Below are 7,401 nucleotides of genomic sequence, written 5' to 3'. Positions count from 1 at the left end.
CCGGAACCGGCAAGTGTAACACCGCTTATAGATGGGTTTTGAGTTGAGCTTGTGAAACCATTTGGTCCGGACCAGGAGTAACCTGTTCCACCGCTCGCTGTAAGGTTAAGTGAAGAACCTACACAAACAAAGCCTGCACCACCTGCCGCAGCCACAGGCGCATTGGTAACCGCAACAGAAACTGTAGAGGTTGCCGAACAACCTGAAGCTGTAACGGTAACGGTATATGTTCCGGCAGCGGCTGGTGTTGCGCCGGTAATAATTGGGTTCTGAGTGCTGCTGGTATAACCGTTTGGTCCCGACCAGGAATAGGTGGTGCCGCCTGAGGATGTCAGGTTGATCGATGAGCCTTCACACGCTGTGTTGCTGTTGGCTGATGCGGTGGCAAGAGGAGCAGGAGTTATTGTTATGTTTGTTGTACTGGTTGCTGTGCAGCCCGAAGCTGTAACACTAACGGTGTATGTTCCTCCTTCAGCAGGCGTTACTGTACCAATGGTAGGATTTTGTGAACTGCTGGTATAACCATTGGGGCCTGACCAGGAATAGGTGGTGCCGCCGGATGAAGTCAGGTTTAATGCCGAACCTTCACATACAGGATTGTTGCCTCCCGCGGTTACGGTTGGTAATGGTGTAATGCTGACAGCAACTGTTCCGGTGGCTGAGCAAGTGCCTGATGTAACAGTAACTGTATAAATTCCTGCAGCGGTTGAAGTAGCTGAACCAATAGTTGGATTCTGCGAGCTGCTTGTATAACCATTTGGTCCGGACCAGGAGTAAGTGGTACCTCCGGATGAAGTTAAATTTAATGCTGCTCCGTCACAAACAGGTCCGTTGCTGTTTACTACAGCTGTCAAACCCGCGCTTATTGTAACATTTACTGTTGAAGTAGCCGAACACCCGGATGAGGTGACCGTAACCGTATATGTTCCCGATGCGGCCGCGGTTACGCTTCCGATACTTGGGTTTTGAGATGAACTAGTAAAGCCATTTGGTCCTGTCCAGGAATAGGTTCCTCCGCCTCCGGATGTTAACATGAGAGTACCACCAACACATGTAGTATTACTTGAGGCAGTGGCGACAGGGGCGGGGATAACTGAAATATTTACTGTGCTTGTGGAAGTACAATTGGAAGCTGTAACACTAACGGTATACGTTCCGGCATCAGATAAGCCAACTGCGCCAATTGTAGGATTTTGTACATTACTGGTAGCTCCCTGCGGTCCTACCCATGAATAAGAGGTGCCTCCGGATGCTGTTAAATTCAGCGCAGAACCCTGGCATACAGGACTGTTACCACCGGCAGTCGCGGTTGGTAACGGTGTAACACTAACCGCAATTGTTTCCGTGGCGGAGCATGTTCCTGAAGTGACTGTAACAGTATACGTCCCGGCATCAGATAAGCTAACTGCGCCAATTGTAGGATTTTGCATATTACTGGTAGCTCCCTGTGGACCTACCCATGAATAGGTAGTCCCTCCTGATGAAGTTAAATTTAATGCCGATCCGTTACAAACCGGCCCATTGCTGCCTACAACAACTGTCAGTCCTGAACTGATCGTTACACTTACTGTTGAAGTAGCGGAACATCCCGATGCTGTCACTGTAACGGTATATGTTCCCGATGCGGCAGCGGTTACACTTCCAATACTTGGGTTTTGAGTCGAACTTGTAAAACCATTTGGTCCTGACCATGAATAAGTTCCTCCACCTCCGGAAGTTAATGCAAGCGTGCCTCCAACGCAGGTGCTGTTACTTGATGCGGTAGCCGTTGGAAGTTGAGTTACCGTAACTGTTACTGGAGTTCGTGTTGTACTTACACAGGCAGGATTGGCTGTTAAAACAGTTTCAATATAATAGGTTGTGGTAGCTCCTGGTGTAACAGCTAATGGAGTTGTACCCATAGATGTGCCACCTGTGGTGGCCGCAAAAACTTCGTATGTAACACCGGTTGCAGGACCACTTGCTGTTATGGTTGATGATTGTCCGGCACAGATCGGGCTGGCAGATGCTGTTACAGTTGTTGCAGCTGCAGGCGGGGCACAAGCAATAACCTGGCAGTGGGCCACTTTTGTTGGTGTCAAGTTGTTGACTACAGGTGTAAATGTTGAGGCTACAGCCAGGTCATATTCAGAATATGTGGGTGTGGTCAATGTGGGACCATAGGAGGTTGTACTTGGGTTAAGACTTGTGGAACCGCATCCGGCAGGCACACCTAATTGGCCGGTGGCATCGGTACGGATTATATTATAATTAAAACCGGTCGATTGCTGATCTGTCATTACCATATAATATCCCTGATCTGCAGCCAGGCCGCCCTCAGGTAAAATGGATGATAAACCTATTGGTGTATATCCCCTTCCGAATATAATAGCTCCGGTACTGCTATTGACCTTGTAAATAGCTGTATAAAAAGCAAAGCTAAGCGGTTCGATCTGCATGCCGATCACGGAATAATTACCATCGGAGTTTTCCATAATGTCCTGAATGATCAATGTTCTCGGAGGAAAACTTGCGCCGTTAATTCTTCTGTTCAATCCTGTTGTTGTGGGAGCTGAACCTGTGCCGGTAAGTGTTACAAGAAAAGAGTGGTAGTCGTCATTACCGCCTAATAGTATGTTGCCATTGGCTAAACGCAATGCGGAATTAATATTCTGGAATTTGGTGTCGCCAGCTCCCCAGCGTCTGATGTATGTGAGTGTACCTGCTGTTGTGGTTTTAATAACAAGTGCGTTACTTGGATAGTCGCCATTACTGCTGACTGTTCCGCTTCCCTCTGAAGATTGGCCAACAAAGAAATAGCCATCGGCTGATTCTGCAACATCGTTAATATAATGTTCATCGGGGTTTGCGGTGGGAATTGTCCATACTTTACTCCATAAAAGATTGCCATTCGCATCAACTTTAAAACCCAGTGCACTTGCGGTATCAACTGTTGAAGCACTTACGCCATCCCAGAAATAATCAACCCCGCCTCCTACAAGAAATCCGCCATCGGAGGTCTGGATAACTGAGTTGCCATACTCATTGGATGTATTACCGGAGGACAGGTTAGGTAGCTGGTAACGTTTGGCCCAAACAACAGCTCCGTTATCGTCAATACGAACCAACACAGCGCCGCCATTTGAAGAGGAGCCTGTAATGATGTATCCGCCACCACTTACATTTTTTATATCGGAGAAATTGGTAGCAATACCACCTGTGTATGATTTTGCCCATACTACATTCCCGGCATTATCCACCTTAATTGTATTTCCGAAAAACGGAATGAATGTTGAGTTTAAACCGGTAAAAACAAATTCGCCGGCTGGGTTTTCGACCATACCTCCGGCGATATCAAAATTGGCCACATCATAACTTAACCTGAAGGTTGTTTGTGCGGATAGGTTAATGTTGAGAAGTACTGAAACAATTGTAATAATTAAAAAGGATGTAAAGTTTTTCATTTTAGTCAGATAGATTTTGTTGAACATTTTTATACCGATTATTTTACTAACGTAATATTCCCGTGTTTGCTAACTTCTTCTCCGTTTACATTCCCTTTCAGATAATAAACAAAAACTGCAGCATCCAGTTTATTACCTCTGAATGTACCATCCCATCCTGAAGCAGGGTTGGTTGTGTAGAATACCTTTTCTCCCCAGCGGTCATATATGGCGAACTCCAGGTCTTTAATACATTTACCGTATACATATAAGATATCATTTTGTCCGTCGTTATTCGGCGAGAATGCTTTCGGTACAAACAGATCTCCACAAGGGATCTCAATAAATACAGTTACAGTATCTGTTGCGGAACAGCCGTTTGCAGTAACAGTAAGTGTATATGTTGTTGTTTGAGTCGGTGAAGCTACCGGTGAAGGACAATTAGAACAGGATAAAGAGGAGGCAGGACTCCAGCTGAACGTTGCACCTGTTGTCCCGCTACCATTAAGTGTTGTGCTGTTTCCTGAAATGATCGTAACACTGTTACCGGCATTCGCGGTTGGTCCTCCCGTTGATGAAACAACTCCGGTTGTCGTAGCGGAGCAGCCGTTCGCATCGGTAATAGTTATTGTGTAAGTTCCGGCAGAAAGGTTGTTCGCTGAAGGACTGGTCGATCCCATACTCCAGGAATAGGTAAGAGAACCTGTTCCTCCGCCTGCGTTAGCGATCGCACTTCCATTAGTGGTTCCGCAGGGAGCCGCTGTTGGTGTTATGAGTATGACAATCGCGGACGGTTCCGTAATACTTACTGTGCTGTTGCTGTTACAACTGTTCGCGTCAGTAATTGTTCCCGTATATGTACCTGCGGTTAATCCAGCAACGGTAGCAGCCGTGCTTCCATTGCTCCAGCTATATGTAAATGGAGGAGTGCCGCCACTTATGCTTGCATTGGCGCTTCCGTTATTCCCACCATAACAGGTTGTATTTGATTGAACAAATGCACTGGCTGTTCCGCCTCCCGGATTTGTTACGGCCGCGGTAGATGTGGTTGAACAGTTATTTGAATCTGTTACAGTTACCGTATAAGTCGCGGCCGATAAATTGGATACCGTCTGTGCTGTTCCACCTCCCGGTAACCAGCTATAGCTGTAAGATCCTGTGCCACCATTAACCGTTACTCCGGCACTCCCGTTATTTGTTCCGCAAGAAGTAGCGGTGGATGATGTGGTGCCTGTAAGAGCACTTGGTTCTGTAATGGTAACGGAGCTGATTGCGGTGCATCCGGTTGCATCTGTTACGCTTACAATATAGGTACCTGCCGACAGACCTGTAATGGCGGTAACACCCGAAGTGTTGTTGCTCCAGCTATAGGTCAACGCACCTGATCCGCCTGATACTGCTACCACAGCGGATCCGTCAGTATTACCTTTACATAAAGGAGAGGTGCCATTCAGGCTGTTAATGGTTGGAGAAGGACTGTTGCTTACTGAGGCGACTGCAGTTGTTGTACAATTACTTCCATCAATTACTGTTACAGTATATGTCCCTGCTGTTAAACCCGAAACGGTTTGGGTTGAAGCTCCGCTGCTCCAGTTATAAATGAATGCGCCGGTTCCACCGCTTGCACTGACCGAAACGTTGCCATTTGAAGTCCCACATGCCGCGTTACCTGATGTAGTAACCGGAATTATGGCAGGTGCTTCTGTAATAATAATGGTTGTTGAACCGGGACATCCGGCATTATCGGTTATGTTGAGTGTATAGGTTCCAGCCGGAAGTGTTGTGAAATTTTGTGATCCGGAAACATTGCCAAAAGTAGCAACAGTGTTTGATCCTTTCATCAGTGTATAGTTGTAAGGAGATGTGCCGCCGGTTGCATATGCTGAAAAACTTCCTGTTGATTGACCAAAACAATTTACATTTACAATACCTGCAGCTGAAGCCGTAAGAGGTGCGCAGGCTGTACATGCAGGCAAGGATCCAAGACTTGTTACAACAGAAATATTTCCGGCATTATCAACAGCTCTGATCGGCCATGTACCCGGAGGAGTAATAGTAGCCGTGCTGCCAAAAGTTGTCCATAGGGTTACCGTTGTACCATTGCAAACAGGAGGGATGCACATCTGGAACGGGCAGATGCTGCAATCTGTTGTAGTTGATTGACTCTGCCAGGTATAAGGAGATGTTCCGCCTGAAACAGTAATATTACCATTCGTTTCCTTACATACGGCTAATGAGGCACAAGCTTTAACTGTAATGGTTGTTGAATCTTTTCCACAAGCCAATGTATAATAGATGGTATGCGTTCCGATACCTGCAGTTGTCGGGTCAAATGTTCCTGTTGCAGCATTAGTGATCCCTGTTCCGCTCCAGGTTCCGCCCGGAGTAACAGCAGTTAAATTTACCGCCGCGTTGCTTGGGCAATAAGGACCCGCTGGGTCAATAGATGCAATGCAGCAAAACAATTTCAAGGGGTTGCATGCTGCGAACGATGCGATGGATTGTACATAACCGGTTCGGGTACCTGTAGTTTGGGTTGTAGAACCCGCAACAATTACATCGTCATTGATACTTACAGCTACATCGAATACAGTGAATGGAAGCGTTACGGAACTCACCTGAACAAGGTTCGCATCGTATTTAATTACCGCATTACCGGAACCCACATAAACATTACCGCAACTGTCTATGTCAATTCCGCTGCTTCCCGGAACCCGTCCCGGATTACCAAAAGAGCCTGCATTATTAATGCCACCGGGAATGGATATAGTTGTAAGTATTGCGCCTGTACCCAGCGAAAGCAGCGAACGTTTTGAAAGAGTCGATCCGTTCTGGGTATAAACAAAATTTTTATTGGCCTTTATAGCCATTACACCTGAATTATCATACCTGTAAGATGGGTTATAATAGGCCAGATCATAAGTGCTGTTTGTTTTAAAACCAAAAAGAGTTGTAGATGTAAAGTTTTGGGTAATACGGCCAATGGAGTCCAATGTCAGGAAGTAATAATTTCCATTTGGCGCCGAGCAGATCGATCGAACTTCATTCGGAGCATTGGCCCCGAAAAGCAAGGCTTTATCAAAGCCTGCTATTTTAGTGGATATAACATTTCCGTTTGTTACATCAATATCAAATATAGCTCCGCGCAAAGTAAATATCCCCTGTGTGCCTCCAATAATCAGCCTGGTCTGATCGCAATTGAATGTTATATTCCACAGTTCCGATGACTGTCCTCCAATGCTATTATTAGTCCAAACGTTAGAGCCGCTTGTATTCACTTTCGAAAGTTTGGATTGTGTGCCAGAGGTAACATATGCGTTTCCGGGCAGGTCAACAGCAAAAGTTCCCAGCCAATAATTTGCCGTATCCCATGTTGTGTTGTACGTCCATTGAATTGCTCCGGCTGAATTATACTTTAATAATTTCATCGGCATATCGCCTCCGATAATATATACATTGCCTGCGCCATCTCTTTCACACTCCCAAATGCTGTTCGAGTTTGAAATGGTTGGTGTCTGCACCCATGGGTCAACGATCAATGTTTTGGATTGATCATAATTGCCTAATTCAAATGAAACTGATCTTCCTGTTTTAACAAATCGGGATGATATCGTAGCGGTATTGTTGCCCGCATAAAAAGTAGCCGGGCGATGCTCAATTATATTGCCAAAGGCGGTAGGAATAGCTAATTCTCCGTTATTATGCAATTTCATTCTTTTTGAATAATTCATTTTAACCAACGAAATATCTGCTCCCGGATGCAGGATCAATGAATATTTTATTCCATCAACCGGATGAAACACATATTCAACATCAATGTTTGGATACAGCTCCTTGTAAATTAGTTTCTTAAATCCTTTAATGAAATTGATATTCTTTTCAGAGTCGTCCTTCTGTGGAATGTTGTAACTATGGTAGTCGTTTGTTTGTTCCTGCGAAATAATTTCGGCTGCCGGATTTGCATTTTCCCATACAAAAT

2 protein-coding genes are annotated in these 7,401 nt (G+C 45.5%); both read right to left on the bottom strand.

The window, feature by feature from the left end; genetic code table 11:
* On the bottom strand, positions 1–3,443 hold a 3,443-nt coding region (locus HYU69_02955), incomplete at its 3' end, for a hypothetical protein (protein ID MBI2269296.1).
* A gap of 38 nt (positions 3,444–3,481) precedes the next feature.
* Positions 3,482–7,401 (bottom strand): gliding motility-associated C-terminal domain-containing protein (locus tag HYU69_02950; GenBank protein MBI2269295.1); only part of this gene is annotated, 3,920 nt, incomplete at its 5' end.

This window comes from Bacteroidota bacterium, assembly GCA_016183775.1.
Classification (GTDB): Bacteria; Bacteroidota; Bacteroidia; order JABDFU01; family JABDFU01; genus JABDFU01.
Note: the sequence above shows the minus strand (reverse complement) of the source record. Positions and strands in the feature narration are given on the sequence as shown.